The organism is Loktanella sp. R86503 (assembly GCF_042466455.1).
Taxonomy (GTDB): Bacteria; Pseudomonadota; Alphaproteobacteria; order Rhodobacterales; family Rhodobacteraceae; genus Loktanella.
The window spans coordinates 391,616-407,817 of sequence record NZ_JAXHCI010000002.1 but is presented as its reverse complement, the minus strand read 5'-3'; the positions used below and the strand labels follow the sequence as shown (position 1 = coordinate 407,817).

General features: G+C 58.6%; 20 protein-coding genes. 16 read left to right on the top strand and 4 right to left on the bottom strand.

Features of this window, described 5'->3' with window-relative positions; translation table 11 throughout:
* Nucleotides 1-21: 21 nt before the first annotated feature.
* The 3 genes from SJY10_RS02985 to SJY10_RS02975 all read right to left on the bottom strand — a co-directional run bounded on the left by SJY10_RS02985 (nucleotide 22) and on the right by SJY10_RS02975 (nucleotide 1,800).
* The gene (locus SJY10_RS02985; protein ID WP_386679558.1) at nucleotides 22-504 is read right to left on the bottom strand and encodes a TspO/MBR family protein; all 483 of its coding nucleotides are present in this window, start codon (nucleotides 502-504) and stop codon (nucleotides 22-24) included.
* 148 nt (nucleotides 505-652) lie between these two features.
* Complete coding sequence (locus tag SJY10_RS02980) at nucleotides 653-1,108, bottom strand: c-type cytochrome (RefSeq protein WP_386679557.1); 456 nt, start codon at nucleotides 1,106-1,108, stop codon at nucleotides 653-655.
* A 185-nt stretch (nucleotides 1,109-1,293) separates the two neighbouring features.
* On the bottom strand, nucleotides 1,294-1,800 hold the full coding sequence (locus SJY10_RS02975) for a copper chaperone PCu(A)C (RefSeq protein WP_386679556.1): 507 nt from the start codon (nucleotides 1,798-1,800) through the stop codon (nucleotides 1,294-1,296).
* A gap of 162 nt (nucleotides 1,801-1,962) precedes the next feature.
* On the opposite strand from SJY10_RS02975, the gene SJY10_RS02970 reads away from it, so the two are divergent.
* From SJY10_RS02970 to SJY10_RS02895, 16 genes are all read left to right on the top strand, one after another.
* On the top strand, nucleotides 1,963-2,973 hold the full coding sequence (locus SJY10_RS02970; RefSeq protein ID WP_386679555.1) for a TAXI family TRAP transporter solute-binding subunit: 1,011 nt from the start codon (nucleotides 1,963-1,965) through the stop codon (nucleotides 2,971-2,973).
* A gap of 55 nt (nucleotides 2,974-3,028) precedes the next feature.
* Nucleotides 3,029-5,119, top strand: a complete 2,091-nt coding sequence (locus SJY10_RS02965; protein WP_386679554.1) for a TRAP transporter permease — start codon at nucleotides 3,029-3,031, stop codon at nucleotides 5,117-5,119.
* A gap of 83 nt (nucleotides 5,120-5,202) precedes the next feature.
* Nucleotides 5,203-6,027 carry an urease accessory protein UreD gene (locus SJY10_RS02960; RefSeq protein ID WP_386679553.1) on the top strand — a complete coding sequence of 275 codons (825 nt, stop codon included), beginning with the start codon at nucleotides 5,203-5,205 and terminating at the stop codon, nucleotides 6,025-6,027.
* A 1-nt stretch (nucleotide 6,028) separates the two neighbouring features.
* Nucleotides 6,029-6,331, top strand: coding sequence for an urease subunit gamma (locus SJY10_RS02955; RefSeq protein WP_386679552.1), 303 nt, complete (start codon nucleotides 6,029-6,031; stop codon nucleotides 6,329-6,331).
* 41 nt (nucleotides 6,332-6,372) lie between these two features.
* Complete coding sequence (locus SJY10_RS02950; protein WP_386679551.1) at nucleotides 6,373-6,678, top strand: urease subunit beta; 306 nt, start codon at nucleotides 6,373-6,375, stop codon at nucleotides 6,676-6,678.
* A 1-nt stretch (nucleotide 6,679) separates the two neighbouring features.
* Nucleotides 6,680-6,997 (top strand): antifreeze protein, encoded by a 318-nt coding sequence (locus SJY10_RS02945; protein WP_386679550.1) that lies wholly within the window; start codon nucleotides 6,680-6,682, stop codon nucleotides 6,995-6,997.
* 4 nt (nucleotides 6,998-7,001) lie between these two features.
* Nucleotides 7,002-8,711 (top strand): urease subunit alpha, encoded by a 1,710-nt coding sequence (gene ureC, locus SJY10_RS02940; protein ID WP_386679549.1) that lies wholly within the window; start codon nucleotides 7,002-7,004, stop codon nucleotides 8,709-8,711.
* A 120-nt stretch (nucleotides 8,712-8,831) separates the two neighbouring features.
* Nucleotides 8,832-9,056 (top strand): hypothetical protein, encoded by a 225-nt coding sequence (locus tag SJY10_RS02935; protein WP_386679548.1) that lies wholly within the window; start codon nucleotides 8,832-8,834, stop codon nucleotides 9,054-9,056.
* A 28-nt stretch (nucleotides 9,057-9,084) separates the two neighbouring features.
* Nucleotides 9,085-9,534, top strand: a complete 450-nt coding sequence (locus tag SJY10_RS02930) for an urease accessory protein UreE (protein WP_386679547.1) — start codon at nucleotides 9,085-9,087, stop codon at nucleotides 9,532-9,534.
* A complete protein-coding gene (locus SJY10_RS02925) occupies nucleotides 9,524-10,159 on the top strand; it encodes an urease accessory protein UreF (RefSeq protein ID WP_386679546.1) in 636 nt (211 codons plus the stop codon). Before SJY10_RS02930 ends, SJY10_RS02925 begins: the two co-directional genes overlap by 11 nt.
* Nucleotides 10,156-10,776 (top strand): urease accessory protein UreG, encoded by a 621-nt coding sequence (ureG, locus tag SJY10_RS02920; RefSeq protein ID WP_386679545.1) that lies wholly within the window; start codon nucleotides 10,156-10,158, stop codon nucleotides 10,774-10,776. Before SJY10_RS02925 ends, ureG begins: the two co-directional genes overlap by 4 nt.
* Before the next feature lie 65 nt (nucleotides 10,777-10,841).
* The gene (locus SJY10_RS02915; RefSeq protein ID WP_386679544.1) at nucleotides 10,842-11,618 is read left to right on the top strand and encodes a transglutaminase family protein; all 777 of its coding nucleotides are present in this window, start codon (nucleotides 10,842-10,844) and stop codon (nucleotides 11,616-11,618) included.
* 62 nt (nucleotides 11,619-11,680) lie between these two features.
* The gene (locus SJY10_RS02910) at nucleotides 11,681-13,108 is read left to right on the top strand and encodes a circularly permuted type 2 ATP-grasp protein (RefSeq protein WP_386679543.1); all 1,428 of its coding nucleotides are present in this window, start codon (nucleotides 11,681-11,683) and stop codon (nucleotides 13,106-13,108) included.
* 3 nt (nucleotides 13,109-13,111) lie between these two features.
* On the top strand, nucleotides 13,112-14,053 hold the full coding sequence (locus tag SJY10_RS02905) for an alpha-E domain-containing protein (protein WP_386679542.1): 942 nt from the start codon (nucleotides 13,112-13,114) through the stop codon (nucleotides 14,051-14,053).
* Between the two features lie 8 nt (nucleotides 14,054-14,061).
* The gene (locus SJY10_RS02900) at nucleotides 14,062-14,859 is read left to right on the top strand and encodes a transglutaminase domain-containing protein (RefSeq protein WP_386679541.1); all 798 of its coding nucleotides are present in this window, start codon (nucleotides 14,062-14,064) and stop codon (nucleotides 14,857-14,859) included.
* 30 nt (nucleotides 14,860-14,889) lie between these two features.
* Nucleotides 14,890-15,621 carry a peptidase gene (locus SJY10_RS02895; RefSeq protein ID WP_386679540.1) on the top strand — a complete coding sequence of 244 codons (732 nt, stop codon included), beginning with the start codon at nucleotides 14,890-14,892 and terminating at the stop codon, nucleotides 15,619-15,621.
* Here the strand turns inward: SJY10_RS02895 and SJY10_RS02890 are convergent.
* Nucleotides 15,618-16,139, bottom strand: coding sequence for a PAS domain-containing protein (locus SJY10_RS02890; RefSeq protein ID WP_386679539.1), 522 nt, complete (start codon nucleotides 16,137-16,139; stop codon nucleotides 15,618-15,620). The genes SJY10_RS02895 and SJY10_RS02890 overlap by 4 nt on opposite strands.
* Nucleotides 16,140-16,202 lie beyond the last annotated feature (63 nt).

Below are 16,202 nucleotides of genomic sequence, written 5' to 3'. Positions count from 1 at the left end.
CCGCCCCGCTTCAACCCCGGCCTAGGGTAGTTTGTGCAATTCCAGCGGTTTCTGATCCGGGTTAAGGCGCAGGATCGCCAAATTAAGCGCTGTCGCGATACTGACCCAAACCAGATAGGGCACAAAGGCAAGTCCAGCCCACAGATCAAGCTGAAAGTGCGTGATCGTCGCGCCTAGGATCGCCAGCCACAGCGCCACGATAATCACCAGCGCGCCCTTGATCCGGCGCGCACCAAAAAACACCGGCGTCCACAGCGTATTCAGTGCAATTTGTAGTGCCCAGAACGCCATGGCGGCAGCATTGTCATCCATCGGCGCGACACGGGCACCGGCGAAGGCGATCAGCAGATAAATTGTCGTCCACATGACCGGAAAGGCCCAGTTCGGCGGCGTCCAGGCAGGCTTTTGCAGACTCTTGTACCATGTACCTGTCGGGAACAGCATCCCGGTTGCGCCAGCGGCGACCGTGGCGGCCAGAAAAATCGCGAACAAGGTGATGGACATGAAAGCGCCTTTCTTAAAGCTTCACCCATAACCTAGGGCTGATACGGATCCACGCCAAGCTACACGCGAACGCAGACCATTGGACTAAGGTAAAAAGGCCGCCGCAGTTTCACGCGGCGGCCCCGTAAATCGCTAACGAATTTGCCGGTTATTCAGCCGGACCGAAACTGGCCAGATAAGCGTAAAGGTCTGCGGCCTGGCCGGCGTCGCGCACCTGATAGGCCATCTTACTGCGGGCCCGCTTGTCATCCAGCGCATCACGCAGGAAAGCCGTCGGGTTCTGGACGTAACCGACAAAGGTTTCCTCGTTCCAGACTGCGCCGGTTTCACCATAAGCGACCAAAGCATCGCCGTAGTTAAAGCCTTCGACGTGGGCAGGTGCCTTACCGGCAAGACCGAACAGGTTCGGGCCAACCTTGGCATTGCGACCAGCCAGCACCTCACCCGATTCGGGATCCTGCACCACGTGACATGCAACGCACTGGCGGCCGAACTGCTCTTCCCCGCTTGCCACGTCACCTGTGGGGGCGGCCATATGGCTTTCAGCAAATGCCGGGGCGGCAAGGGTCGTCATGGCCAAGGCAAAAGTTGTTAGTTTCATCATCTTCTTCCTTCGAAGTGAAATTCTGGTGTCTGCGCGGATTTGTATCTGATTTAGCCTGCTGCGCTGTCGCGTCCAGATCATTCGTCCGCAAAGACGTATTTCGGCACTTATTATGCTGCGAACTTTGCCTCAGGCTGCCTTGCTGCACAACTGCGCCTTTGGTCGCGCGTCTGCGACATGACGCCTTAGTGGTTGGTGTGCGCGTCGTGTCCGGCCGCGTCGGTGCTTGCCTCTTCGACATTGAATACGACATCAAGGCGACCTGCCTTTTCAAAAACCAGCGTCGCTGGCACGTTTTCGCCAACTTCCAGCGGATCACCGTTCAGCCCCATGAACATTACATGCATCCCACCGGGTTCAAAGCTGACGCTTTCGCCGGCCGGAATTGTGACGGCGTCCACGTGGGTCATCGTCGCGATGCCATCAACAGTGGCACTGTCGTGCATCATCACGCGGGGGAAATCCGCCTCGATCGCGACAAGTGTGTCGTCTTCGGCACCGGAATTCAGGATCGTCAGGTAGCCAGCACCGGTCATTGCCGTCGTCGGGGTCGCGCGGGCAAAGGGGTGTTCGACATGCAAATCGCCGACCTTGTAATCGTGGCCCATCGCAAAGCCGGGCAAAATAGCCACGGACAGCGCAAACATCAGGCGGGTCAAAGACGTCATGGCGGGATCCTTCGTGTCAGTCATGGCTTTGACCTATGCAGTCTGCAGGCTGCTTGAAAGGGGCGAAACGCCACAGCTTTATGCCTTATGCGGAAATTTGCCGTAGGCGTATCGATTTTGGTCTGCCATAGTTCCCCCCTAGCCCGGCACAGACCGGGCAGAACGGACGAAAACCGGGAGGAAAACATGAATTATACTGGACGTACCGCACTGATCGCCTTGGCATTAGGTCTGTCGGCAACCGCACCGCTGCACGCGCAAGAGGCGGATTACATTCTGGCCACAGCATCCACTGGCGGCACCTATTACCCCGTCGGCGTGGCGCTTTCGACATTGGTTAAGGTAAAGTTGCAGCCAAGCCAAGGCATCGGCATGTCTGCCATCAGCAGCGCCGGGTCAGGTGAAAACATCCGCCTGCTGCGCGAGGGAGAAGCCCAGTTCGGCATTTTGCAAGGTCTATACGGTTACTATGCCGCATCCGGCACCGGCCCGCTGGCCGAGGTCGGGCCGCAAGACAACCTGCGATCCGTATCGATGCTGTGGCAGAACGTGGAACATTTCGTCGTCAGCGCTGATGCAGCGGCCACCGGCACCATGGCGGATTTCGTGGCGCTTAAGGGTGAAAGCGTCGCCCTTGGGGCGCAGAACTCTGGCACCTTGGGGTCGAATACCGCCCTTCTAAACGGGCTCGGCGTGAATGCTGAAACCGATTACACACTTGTTTACGGCGGTTATGGTCCCGCAGCGGAAGCGTTGCAGAACGGTCAGGTCAAAGGCATCAGCACCCCTGCCGGCGTGCCCGTTGGCGCGCTAAGCCAGCTTTTCGCATCCGCCGGTGACAGCGTGCGCCTGCTGTCCTTTACCGACGAAGAGCGTGCGGCGGCTGACGCCGGACGCGAGCTCTGGACCGCCTATACCGTGCCGGCCAACACCTATTCCGGCCAGTCAGAGGACGTAACGACCGTCGCACAGCCGAACTTTTTGGCTGTGGACGCCAGCGTTTCTGAAGAAAACGTCTATCAGATCACCAAGGCGATCTATGAAAACCTGCCCTTCCTGCAGGCCATCCACCCCGCCACGCAGGCCATGAGCCTGGAAGCCGCCATTGCCGGCCTGCCCCTGCCACTGCACGCCGGTGCGCTGCGTTATTTCCAAGAGGCCGGGGTCAACGTCCCTGACCGCCTGATCGCGAAATAGCACTACGAACCCGGCCCTTCTCCGGGCCGGGGACACTGCGCAAAGGGGAATTTGCATGTCGGACGATACCGAAAACGCCGCACTGCGGCGCATTGATGGCGCATGGGCGCGCGGGCTGACCGTGTTTTGTGCGGCCATATCAGTCGCCCACCTTTATATAGCCCTTTTTCCGGTGGTGTCAGAATTGACGCGTAACGCGCTGCACTTTGCGGTCTTTGCCCTGCTGGCCTGCATCTATTACCCCTTTGCGGGCACAGCGCGCGACAGCCGGTTGGTGCGGGTCTTTGATCTGTTCCTCGGGCTGGCTGTTGCCGCCTCTGCTATCTGGCTCGCCACGGCCGAAAACGCGATTTATGATCGCGGGGTAAAGCTGTCGACGCCCGACTGGATCGCAATTGCTATCTGCGTCGGCGGCGCGATAGAGCTGACGCGGCGGCTGACCGGCTGGATCATCCCCGTTCTGATCATTCTGGCCCTGAGCTATGTCGCATGGTGGGGCCAATTCGTCGGCGGCATTTTCCGGTTTCCGGGACTAAGTGTAGAGACGGTTGCCTTTCGGTCCATCTATGGCGATGACGCGATGTTCGGGTCGATTGCGCGGATTTCGTCGACCTATGTGTTTTTGTTCATCATCTTCGGGGCCTTCCTGCTACGGTCGGGTGCGGGCGATTTCGTTATCGATCTAGCGCGCGCAGTCGCAGGCAAGATGGTCGGCGGGCCGGGCATTGTCGCGGTCATCGCCAGCGGGCTGACTGGCACCATCAGTGGCTCTGCCGTGGCCAACACGGCCAGCACCGGCGTCATTACGATTCCCCTGATGAAAAGGGCAGGCTTCAGCCCCAAATTCGCGGGAGGAGTCGAGGCCGCCGCCAGCACGGGCGGTCAGTTGATGCCGCCCATCATGGGGGCCGGTGCCTTTGTCATGGCTGCCTTCACCCAGATCCCTTACGAACGTATCGTCGCGGCCGCGGCCCTGCCCGCCCTGCTGTATTTCCTATCAGTCGCGTTCTTTGTGCGGATAGAGGCGAAGCGTCAAAACCTGCCGCCGATGGAAAACACCGGCCAGACCCTTGGTTCCGCATTCCGTAACGGCGGCGCGAGTTTCGTCCTGCCCATCGGTCTGCTGATCGGGATGCTAGTGGCGGGCTATACGCCAACCTATGCCGCCGTTTACGGCATTATCGCGGTCATCGCATCCAGCTGGCTGACGCGCAATCCTATGGGACCAAAAGCCGTGATCGAGGCACTTTCAATGGGTGCAAAGGGCATGATCCTAACCGCTGTGCTGCTCTGCGCTGTTGGCCTGATCGTGAACGTGATCGCGACGGCGGGGATCGGCAACACCTTCAGCCTGATGATCTCGGATTGGGCTGGCGGCAACATTCTGCTGGCTATCGTTCTGATCGCGCTGGCGTCTTTGATCCTTGGTATGGGTCTGCCGGTGACGGCGGCCTATATCGTGCTGGCGACGCTGTCGGCCCCCGCATTGGCAGGTATGATTGCGGACCGCTTTGTCGTGGACGCGCTGGTCCTGGGCCAATTGCCCGACACCGCCCGCGCCGTCCTGATGCTGGGCGCACCAGAGGCGATGCAGGCGATCATGGCCCCCATGGCGCGGCCCGAGGCTGCGGCGCTGGTCGCGTCCTTGCCCCTAGAGGTCGCAAGCCCCCTGCGCGACCTGACGGTCCCAGCAGAGGCTGCGACGCTGGCCCTGCTGTCCGCCCATATGATTATCTTTTGGCTATCCCAAGACAGCAACGTGACGCCACCTGTTGCCCTTGCAGCGTTCACAGCCGCTGCGATTGCCAAGGCACCGGCGATGGCGACAGGATTTGCCAGCTGGAAGCTTGCCAAGGGCCTGTACATCGTACCGGTCCTCTTCGCCTATACGCCCTTGCTGTCCCGCGACTGGGGGGCGGTCGTAACGGTGTTTGGTTTTGCAGTGTTTGGCATTTACGCCGTCGCAGCGGCGCTGCAGGGCTGCATGGAACGGCCCCTGACATGGCCGCTGCGGATAGCTGCGTTGGCGGCGGGTGTCGCCTGCCTTTGGCCGCACCATCTACCAGTTAATCTGATTGGATTGGCTGTCGTGGTCGGCCTGCTTGCGTTGAACATGCGCAAGGTGCGCCGCACAATTATCGCTTAATTTTCAGGCAATCGCACACGAATGGCCCGTCATGACGGGGTGTTCTGTTGCCTCTGCCTGAAAAATTTGCACAGGGTTGGGCCATGACACTTGCCGCGCCCCTGCATGATGACCCGCATCACCTGACGCCTCGCGCGCAGGGGGTGCTGCGCATCAGCGCGAAGGCCGGCAACCGGCTGGACACGCTGCGCCAATCCGGCGCGTCCAAAGCGCTATTTCCCCGCCATGCTGGTGACGATCTGTTGGCCGTAACGCTGAATACCGCAGGCGGTGTGACAGGCGGTGACCGATTTTCCATTGCCGCGCAGGTCGCGCAGGGTAGTCACCTGACTCTGACCACCCAAACGGCAGAGCGGATTTACAAAGCCCAGCCCGGCCAGACCGCCCGCATGACGACGGAAGCGGTCCTTGCCCCCGGCGCACGGCTGGACTGGCTGCCGCAGGAAACCATCCTGTTTGATCGCTGCCGCCTGCGGCGCAGGCTGACGGTCAACATGGCCAGTGACGCTGTATTTCTGGGTGTCGAAACCCTTGTGCTTGGCCGCGCGCTGATGGGCGAGCGGATCAAGACAGGTTTTATAAAGGACGACGTCCGCATCACTCGCGGCGACGATTTGGTCTTTGCCGATGCCATCGCGCTGGACGGCGCGATTTCTGACCAGATGGCTGCGGCTTGGCGCGGCGGCTCGGCGAATTGCCTAGCCAGCGTGACCTATGTGGCCCCCGATGCCGAAGCGCGGTTAAATATCCTGCGTGCATTGCTGCCCGCCACCGCTGGCGTCAGTCTGATCCGGGACGGCGTTTTGTTCGCGCGCGTCCTGGCCGCAGATAGCCACGACCTACGCCGCGCGCTAATCCCCGTTTTGACCGCTCTTCGCGGCCCCCTGCCCCCGACCTGGACGCTTTGATATGCAACTGACACCTCGTGAAAAAGACAAACTGCTGATCGCTATGGCGGCCGAAGTCGCACGCAAGCGGCTATCGCGGGGGGTCAAGCTGAATTACCCCGAAGCGATTGCCCTGATTACAGATGCTGTCGTCGAAGGTGCCCGCGACGGGCGGTCCGTTGCCGATATGATGGAGGCCGGCGCGCAGGTCCTTACCCGCGATCAGTGCATGGAAGGCATCGCGGAGATGCTGCCAGAGGTGCAGGTCGAGGCGACCTTTCTGGATGGCACCAAGCTTGTGACGGTCCACGAACCGATCCGTTGAATTTTGAGTTTATTTGGCCAGATGAATGAAGGATTTGCACGATGATCCCAGGCGAAGTCTTAACGGCAGACGGCGATATTGAACTGAACGCAGGCGCCGCAACCGTGACCTTGATGGTGGCGAATACGGGAGATCGTCCTGTCCAGGTTGGCAGCCACTACCATTTTGCAGAGACGAATCCGGGTCTGGATTTTGACCGGGCTGCGGCGCGCGGGATGCGGCTGGATATCCCGCCCGGCTCTGCCGTGCGGTTTGAGCCGGGTCAGCGGCGCGAAGTGAACCTGATCGCAATTGGCGGGCGGCGGCATATCTATGGGTTTAATGCAGCCATCATGGGACAGTTGTAACATGGCCCGGACTGTAACCCCGCTGGACCTGTTCAAGACACAGATGGAGGTCGGCATGATGCTGGCCGAAGCGCAGAGCGTCATTGCCATGCGCATGATGGGATGGGGCGGGCTTTGGTCCGTCACGACCAGCGAGAACGACCGCATGGTGTCAGAGAAGTCCGAGGCAATCATGATGTCGATGCAAGGGGCGGCCCTGGCCGCGATGTCGGGCAAGCGTCCGGACGAAATCATGAATGCTGCCGTAAAGCCCCTGCGCCAGAAAACCCGCGCCAACGTCAAACGCCTTGGCAAGCGCGGCCCAACGTTGATGAAGTGAGCCTATGCCAGCCCTGATTTCCCGCGCGAATTATGCCGCCACCTTTGGTCCGACGACAGGCGACAAGGTGCGTCTGGCCGACACTGATCTGATCATCGAAGTCGAACGCGATCTGACCACCTATGGCGAAGAGGTGAAGTTCGGTGGCGGCAAGGTGATCCGCGACGGGATGGGGCAGTCCCAAGTCACGCGAGCGGGCGGAGCTGTGGATACGGTAATCACCAATGCGCTGATCGTGGATCATGCCGGGATCTGGAAGGCGGATGTTGCGCTGAAGGATGGCCGCATTCACAAGATCGGCAAGGCAGGCAATCCGGACACCCAGAGCGGTGTTGATATTATTATCGGACCAGGCACAGAGATTATCGCCGGAGAAGGTCGCATTCTGACTGCTGGCGGGTTCGATTCGCACATCCATTTCATTGCACCGCAACAGATGGAGGATTCGCTTCATTCAGGCGTCACTACCTGTTTTGGCGGCGGCACCGGGCCTGCCCATGGCACGTTGGCCACGACCTGCACGCCGGGGCCCTGGCATATCGGGCGGATGTTGCAGGCCTTTGACGGCATCCCGATGAATATCGGCCTTGCAGGCAAGGGCAACGCCAGCCAGCCGGATGCCTTGATCGAGATGGTCAAGGCTGGTGCCTGCAGTCTGAAGCTGCATGAAGATTGGGGCACCACCCCCGCAGCCATTGATTGCTGTTTGTCGGTTGCGGACGACATGGACGTTCAGGTGATGATCCACACCGACACGTTGAACGAAAGCGGCTTTGTGGAACATACAGTGAAGGCCATGAAAGGCCGCACGATCCACGCCTTCCACACTGAAGGCGCTGGCGGCGGTCATGCGCCGGATATCATCAAGATTTGCGGTGAAGAATTTGTGCTGCCGTCGTCCACCAACCCGACGCGGCCCTTTACCGTGAACACCATCGAAGAGCACCTTGATATGCTGATGGTGTGCCACCATCTGGACAAATCGATCCCCGAAGACGTCGCCTTTGCCGAATCTCGCATCCGGCGCGAGACGATTGCTGCAGAGGATATCCTGCACGATATGGGCGCGTTTTCGATCATCGCCTCTGACAGTCAGGCGATGGGCCGTGTTGGAGAGGTTCTTATCCGGACATGGCAGACCGCCGACAAGATGAAGAAACAGCGCGGGCGTTTGGCCGAAGAAACCGGCGATAACGATAATTTCCGTGTCCGTCGTTATATCGCGAAATACACCATCAACCCCGCAATTGCCCATGGCGTCAGCCACGAGGTCGGATCAATTGCCGAGGGCAAGCGTGCCGATCTGGTGCTGTGGAATCCCGCTTTCTTTGGCGTAAAGCCAGAAATGGTGCTGCTGGGCGGCACGATCGTCGTGGCGCAGATGGGTGATCCCAATGCCAGCATCCCGACGCCGCAGCCTGTTTATTCGCGGCCAATGTTCGGGGCCTACGGTGGATCGCTTCGCCATGGCAGCGTCAGTTTTGTCAGCGCGGCGGCGCAGGATGCAGGCATTCGGGACAGCCTTGGCCTATCCAAGCAGACAATTGCTGTGCGCAATACCCGCGACATCGGCAAGCGCGATCTGCTTTTGAACGACGCCTTGCCCCAGATCGATGTTGACCCGGAAACATACGAGGTCCGCGCCGACGGAGAGTTACTGACATGCCAACCTGCCGAGGTTCTGCCGATGGCCCAGCGTTATTTTCTATTCTGATGGTGGGCATCGGGGTTGCAGAAAACGCAATTGTGCTGCGCCGCAGCATCCCTATGTTGTTGGGCAAGGGAGGAGACCTGATTCATAATTTGGCGGCAACTGCCGCAGACAAGGTTTCCAATGGCTACGCAGACACTCAACGCACCACGCGCCACCGCAATTCGCGAAAAAGTGGACGCCTTCTTTGCCACGATCGGCCAGGGCATGAATGCCTATATGGAGCGCCGTTCGCGGATGGACCAGATCAACCATCTGGAAGCGAAATCAGACGCCGAGCTGGCAAAGCTTGGTATTCAGCGCGACCGGATCGTGCAGCACGTTTTCCGCGACCTGTTCTACGTCTGATTTTCAGCACGTCGAGCGGAGGCTGCGCATGACGCAGTTGATCGTTCATAACATCGTCACAGACAATTACAGCGCGCAGGTGTTCGACACCTGCGCGCTGACCTACGATGCCCGCCTGATGCGGCGCAAGGTGCTGACCTGCGATGGCGGCGCATCGGTTTTGGTGGATCTGGAACACACCACGTCGTTGAACGATGGCGACCTTTTGGAACTGACTGACGGTCGTTTTATTCGCGTTATTGCGGCCGCGGAGCCTTTGTATCGCGTTTCCGGCGATCTGGTCCGCCTCGCTTGGCATATCGGCAATCGCCACATGCCCTGTCAGTTTGGAAGCGACCATCTACTGATCCTGCGTGATCCGGTGATTGGTCATATGTTGCGCGATCATCTAAGCGCGGATGTTGCGGAAATTGACGCCCCCTTTACGCCCGAAGGCGGGGCTTATGGCCACGGACGGACGATGCCGCATGCCCACTGAGGGACTGCTGACGCTGATGCAATGGTTATCACCCGGCTTCCCGCTGGGCACATTCAGCTATTCGCACGGTTTGGAAATGGCGGTCGCGGACGGAAGATTGCGCGATGCAACGGCCCTGCAGGACTGGATTGCTACCGTGCTGTCACATGGCGCGGGGCGTAATGATGCCATCCTGCTGGCAGAGGCGTATCGCAGCGACGATGCACAACATATTGACGCGCTTGCCCGCGCCCTTGCCCCATCCCGCGAACGGCTGCTTGAAACGACCGCGCAAGGTGAGGCGTTTTGCACCACGGTGAATGCAGTCTGGGGGCTGGACCTGCCCCCCATGTGCCTACCCGTTGCTGTCGGCCGGGCGGCGCAGATGCAGGGGATCGCGCTTGACGTCTCGCTGTCGGCGTATCTGCATGCCTTGACTGCCGGGCTGATTTCAGCAGCACAGCGCTGCATGCCACTGGGACAGACACAGGCGCAGCGGATCGTTGCGGACCAGACGCCGCTATGCCTGGCGCTGGCACAGGCGGCACTGACGCAAGGCATTGATGATTTGGGCAGCAGCGCGTTTCTTGCGGATATTGCGGCTATGCAGCACGAGACACTTCAACCAAGGATATTTCGGTCATGACCTCTCCTCATGGGCCATTGCGCATTGGTATCGGCGGACCTGTTGGCGCTGGTAAAACGACACTGACAGCCAAGCTGGCAGTGCGGCTGAAGGACCAATTGTCCATCGGCGTCATCACCAACGATATCTATACGCAAGAAGACGCCGAGGCGCTGATGCGGATGCAAATTCTGCCCATGGACAGGATCATCGGCGTGGAAACCGGTGGCTGCCCGCATACCGCCATCCGCGAGGATGCCAGTATCAATCTGGCCGCTGTCGCTGAAATGCGCAGCCGCCATCCCGATCTGGACGTCGTCCTGATTGAAAGCGGCGGCGACAACCTTTCTGCGACCTTCAGCCCCGAACTTGCCGATCTGACGATCTATGTCATCGACGTCGCGGCAGGAGAGGAGATTCCGCGCAAAGGTGGCCCTGCCATCACGCGGTCCGACATTCTGGTGATCAACAAAACCGACCTGGCCCCGCATGTCGGCGCATCGCTGGACGTGATGGCACGTGACGCGGCGCGCATGCGTGGCGACGGTACAGTATGCTTTACGGCCCTGCGCCAGGATCAGGGAATTGATCCCATCATCGCCCGCATTGCGGCCCTTGGCGGGTTGTCATTGGTATGACATAGGACGGAACTAATCCGCATCACGGCGGGTTTGCAACAACACCCCGAGACAGGATTATTTACTTGGACAGCCAGATCACTGTGCGCCTGAATTATGGCATCCCCCGGCCTTGCACGCTGCTATTGCAAATCCGCGCGATGACGGATTTCAATCAGACGGTCACGTGGGAAAACACAGAGATCGCGGCCTATAAGTCCTTTCGCGACATGCCCGCCGAAGAAGGCATCGGTAATCGGATCTGGCTGGAAACAAATGGCGATTTGCTGCTGACATATTCGGCGCAGGTCACCGTGAACCGCCCTGTCGCCAAGATGAAATCCCTGCGGGAAACGCCGCTTCACCAACTGAATACGCCGACGGTAAAGTTTCTGATGGCCTCTCGTTACTGCACCGCTGACAGCTTCGGCGATTTTATGGCCGATGAGTTCGGCGACCTGCGCGGCGGCGAACGGGTGCTGGCGATGTCGCGGTGGATCACTGAAAATCTGACCTATGACGGCGAAAGCAGCGATGCGGACACGACCGCACAAGACACATTCGATGCCCGGCGCGGTGTTTGCCGCGATTATGCCCATCTTTTAATCGCTATGTGCCGGTCCAGTGCAATTCCAGCGCGTATCGCCAGTGTCTACAGCCCGGACGTCACCCCGCCGGATTTTCATGCCGTTGCAGAAGTTTACCTGAACGGCGGGTGGCACTTGATTGACCCGACCGGTATGACGACACCGGACCGAATGGTGATCGCAGGCGTCGGACGGGATGCTGCGGATGTCGCTTTTTTAACCGCTTTTGGCGCGGCAACCTTGAATGAGCAGACAGTTTCCGTCGTGACCTGTTGACCTTTTCGCGGAACCTGCCTGAATAATTTGCAGTATCTTAGGAAAGCGTTAGCTTCGATCACATGAATACAAAGCCAAATCACTTTGACGAAATGCGGATAGGCGACGATCAGGTGCGCCCGCCCTATGCAAATTACAAATCATGGTTCGACGACCAGGACCCCGGTCGTCTTGCCAAAAAGTCGAAAGAGGCCGAAGCTTTTTTCCGGCGCACCGGCATTACCTTTAACGTCTATGGGCAGATGGCCGCAGAAGAGCGGCTGATCCCTTTCGATCTGGTGCCGCGCATCATTTCGGGGCGCGAGTGGACAAAGCTGTCGCGCGGCATCGAACAGCGTGTGCGCGCCATCAATGCTTTCCTGCATGACATCTATAACCGTCAGGAAATTCTGCGGGCGGGCCGCATTCCGATCGATCTGATCGCCAGGAATGAAGCCTTCCTGCCGCAAATGATGGGCTTTTCGCCCCCGGGCGGCGTTTATACGCATATTGTCGGCACTGATATTGTCCGCACCGGCGAAGACGACTTTTTTGTTCTGGAAGACAACGCCCGCACACCGTCCGGTGTCAGCTATATGCTGGAAAACCGCGAGACGATGCTGCAAATGTTCCCGGAACTGTTCAGCCGCATCAAGGTGCGGCCCGTCAGCGATTACCCCAAGAATTTGCGCCGATCACTGGCGGCATCCGCGCCCAAGTCTTGCGGCGGCAAGCCCGTCATCGCCGTACTTACGCCGGGTATTTACAACTCGGCCTATTATGAACACTCGTTCCTTGCAGACCAAATGGGCGCAGAGCTTGTCGAAGGACACGATTTGCGGGTTGTGGATGGTCATATCGCCATGCGCACGACGCGCGGTTACAAACAGATCGACGTGCTGTATCGCCGCGTCGATGATGAATATCTGGATCCTTTGACATTCAACCCGAAATCCATGCTTGGCGTGCCGGGCATTATGGATGTCTACCGTGCGGGAAACATCACCATCGCCAACGCTCCGGGCACCGGGGTCGCCGACGACAAGGCAATTTACAGCTACATGCCCGATATCGTCGAGTTTTATACCGGCGAGAAAGCGATCCTGAAAAATGTCGAAACCTATCGCTGCGGCGAACCGGACAGCCTGAAATACGTGCTGGACAATCTGGCAGAGCTGGTCGTGAAAGAGGTTCATGGATCTGGCGGTTACGGTATGTTGGTCGGCCCCGCCGCCAGCAAGAAGGAACTGTCTGACTTCGCGGACAAGCTGCGCGCCCGGCCCAGCAATTATATCGCCCAGCCGACCCTGTCGCTGTCGACTGTGCCAATCATGGTGAAAAAAGGCCTTGCACCGCGCCACGTTGACCTGCGCCCCTATGTACTGGTGTCCCCCGATGGGGTCGACATCACGCCCGGCGGCTTGACACGCGTGGCGCTGACCGAAGGATCGCTTGTCGTCAATTCCAGCCAAGGAGGCGGCACCAAAGACACTTGGGTGCTGGAGGACTGAACTATGCTGGGAAAAACCGCAGGCGGCCTGTTCTGGATGTTTCGTTTTCTGGAACGCGCTGAAAATACCGCACGCCTGGTCGAGGCTGGCTTTCGCATCGCGCTGACCCGGTCCACGGATGCCAGTTCCGAATGGGAATCTGTTGCTACCACGGCAGGCGTTGCCAGCCGTTACCGCGAAAAATACGACACCTTTAACGCAACCGACGTGATCGACTACCTGCTGCGCGATAAAAGCAATATGTCTTCGGTCTATTCGGTGACGAAATCGGCCCGCGACAACGCGCGGCTGGTGCGCACCGCGCTGACGTCGGAAGTCTGGACCGCCGTTAATGATAGCTGGATGACGATTCAGGACCTGCTGAAGCGTCCAGTTAAAGAAACCGAATTGCCGCGCGTTCTGGATAGTATTCGCCAGCAATCCGCCATCGTGCGCGGCGCGCTGCATGGTACGATGCTGCGCAACGACATTTATGACTTTGCGCGCATTGGTACCTTTATCGAACGGGCGGATAACACCGCGCGGATTATCGACGTCAAGTATTACACCTTGCTGCCATCCAGCAGCTTCGTCGGTTCATCCTTGGATAACGTCCAGTGGGAAACCATTCTGCGATCCGTGTCCGCACACCGGTCCTTTCGCTGGCTGGACGAGGACGAAATGTCGGCAACAGGTGTCGCGCGGTTTCTGATTCTGGATCGCCGCTTGCCCCGGTCGCTGGTGTTTTCAATGGAAACAACGGTCGAGAATCTGAATTATCTAGCTGAAGAATATGGCGAACGTCATGCCTGTCATGATCATGCCGAACAGATGCTGAAAAAGCTGAAAGAGCGGGATATCACCTCGATCTTTGACGAAGGGCTGCATGAATTCATCACAAATTTCATTCAGAACAACTATACCCTCGGCCAGATGATCGAGAGTGACTACAAGTTCTACGGTTAGGATACCCTTTGGACCTGCATATTTCCCACACGACCCGCTATGCCTATGACAGGCCTGTCAGCTATGCATTGCAGCGGTTGCATCTGCGGCCCCAGCCCAGTGCCTTGCAGACCGTCTTGGACTGGACTGTTACCGTCGATGGTGGCGTGATCGAACTGACCTGCGAAGATCACCACGGCAATATCATCGATCTGGTCAATACAGACCGCGGTGCCACCGAATTGACGGTGACCGCAACGGGCACCGTGCGCACCGACGACTGCGCGGGTGTTCTGGGCAAAGTCTATGGCGCGGCTCCGTTGTGGCATTTTATGCAGGACACAGCGCTGACGAAACCCGGCAAGGACATCAGGGCGCTTGCCCGTCAGCTGAAATCCGGCAGCGATCCACTGGGGGCATGTCACACCCTGTCAGCCCAGATCCTGTCCGCTGTGCCGTATCTGACCGGGCAAACCTATTCGAACACCACTGCCGATCAGGCGCTGGCGGGCGGTGCGGGGGTATGTCAGGATCATGCGCATATCATGATCGCCGCCGCACGCCATGCCGGCTTTCCGGCACGCTACGTCTCGGGCTATCTGAAACTGGACGACAGGATCGATCAGGACGCAAGCCACGCTTGGGCAGAAGTGCATCTGCCGGCGCTGGGCTGGGTCGGATTTGACGTGTCGAACGGCATCAGCCCGGATGAACGCTATGCAAGGCTGGCCATTGGCTGCGACGCAAATGACGCGGCCCCGGTCAAAGGGATGCGCATTGGCGATGGGGATGAATCGCTGATTGTCACGCTTCAGGTCCAGCAGTAGAAGCAAGCTAACCTAAATCAGAGAATTCCCATGACCTATTGCGTCGGCCTGCGTCTGAACCGCGGCCTAGTCTTCATGTCCGATACCCGCACCAATGCCGGTGTCGACAACTTTTCCATGACACGCAAAATGTTCACCTGGGAAGCACCGGGCGAACGGGTCATCACGATCATGACCGCCGGCAATCTTGCCACGACGCAATCCCTGATTTCCTTGCTGGAAGAGCGTTCCAAGTCGGCGGCCGAACGTGACCCCAGCATTATGCGCGAACCGACCATGTTTCAGGTCGCCCGTCTGGTCGGCGCGACCTTGCAAGAGGTCATCGCCTATTCATCCCCCACGGGCGATACATCCGGCAGCAATTTTCGCGCAACCGTCATCGTTGGTGGCCAGATCAAGGGCGGCGTGCCCACTGTCTTTATGGTCTATCCGGAAGGCAACTTTGTCGAAGTCACGGATGAAACGCCGTTTTTCCAGATCGGCGAAACGAAATACGGCAAGCCAATTCTGGTACGCGCCTATGATCCCGACATGACATTCGAGGATACCGTCAAACTGCTTCTGGTGTCGTTCGATTCGACCGTTAAATCAAATTTGTCTGTCGGCCTGCCGTTTGACATCGTGCTGTACGAAAAGGATTCCTTTGAAATCCACAAACGCGCCCGGGTTGAACCTGACGACGCGGTCTATCAGCAAATCTCTAGCGGCTGGGGCGACGCGCTGAAAGAAGCTTTCGTATCGCTACCGACCTATAAACTTTAGCGTTCCAGCCACAGCTTTACGGATGCAGCCATAGAACGCGCAAGTGCCTGCCGCGACGTCGCGCGCAGGCGTTCGTTCAGCTGCAACAGCTTGTCGATTTCACGCACGATACCTTCGCCTGCGGTGGCCGCATGGTCAGTCTTGATGCCGTCCTTCAACACGAACTGAGAGCCGACAACGTAAAGCAATTCGCCGTCATGATCGGTCAGCGGCTCTATAATGACGAGATTGTCAAAGATACTGCCGTCAGCGCGTTTGTTGCGAAAGATCACTTGAAAGCCGGTCTTTTGCGCCAGACCGCGCCGCATTTTCAGTCGGGCTGTGTCATTCTCCAGATCGCCCTGCAGAAACCGGCAATTTTTTCCGATCACTTGATCTGCCGCATAACCTGTCGTGCTGCAAAACGCGGGGTTCACGTAACACAGCGGCATGTCAGAATGTCTGGCGTCCGCAATCGTCAGCGGTATGTTGGCACCATCCAGACGCTTTGCAACTTCGGTCATGTTCAACTGTGCCATGTTGCCCCCTGCAGCCACTAGACCGAACGACGTGATGGTCTATGTAGTCACCTTAACGAATAC